Here is a 523-nt window from a genome sequence, read left to right on the forward strand (position 1 = left end):
AGGTCACGAGAACGGATAGCAACTTCGTCAAGCGCCTGTTGATATGCAAGCGCACACAACACAGCGTGTCCCTGTGTCGTGACTTCTTGCATACCCCCGTAGAGCTGGTTCTTTTCGAGTTCATCCTCACACCCTGTCTCAGAGCGTTACTGCTTCGAAAATGCGTCCGCCGAAAACCCGGCGACGAAGCGCTCAAAATCATCCTTGAAACAGCGCTATGACGCCACCAACAATCGCTTACGCAAGAGCATTATTTATTTGAAACAACCCGACGTCCGAGCAGTCGTCCGCCATACCGCTGCCCGAACTGCAGAGGCGACCGGTGACACCGACTTCGAGAGAGTCCGTCTAATCGGTGAACGAAATCAGTCTATGAAATCCTTCTCATAGATCTGAAAAATTGATGCGAACTCAGGCCTGGCTCTGATAGAGAAGAACTAAAATGGCAAGTCCGATAAAGAAGTCCGGGAGAAACACGAACGCGCCGATGTTTGGGCGAGGTCGGAAGCCGAAGACATTGTGT

Annotated in this window: 2 pseudogenes; one reads left to right on the forward strand and one right to left on the reverse strand. The window is 51.4% G+C overall.

What is annotated here, in order from left to right:
- Positions 1 to 128 (reverse strand): annotated as a pseudogene (locus FY251_RS23615) (cell division control protein Cdc6); the annotation flags it as partial.
- Between FY251_RS23615 and FY251_RS20890 the strand changes: the two are divergent.
- Positions 126 to 221: pseudogene (locus FY251_RS20890) on the forward strand (IS1595 family transposase); the annotation flags it as partial. The pseudogenes FY251_RS23615 and FY251_RS20890 sit on opposite strands and share 3 nt — an antisense overlap.
- Positions 222 to 523 lie beyond the last annotated feature (302 nt).

It is taken from the genome of Haloferax sp. KTX1, from assembly GCF_902410085.1.
Classification (GTDB): domain Archaea; phylum Halobacteriota; class Halobacteria; order Halobacteriales; family Haloferacaceae; genus Haloferax; species Haloferax massiliensis.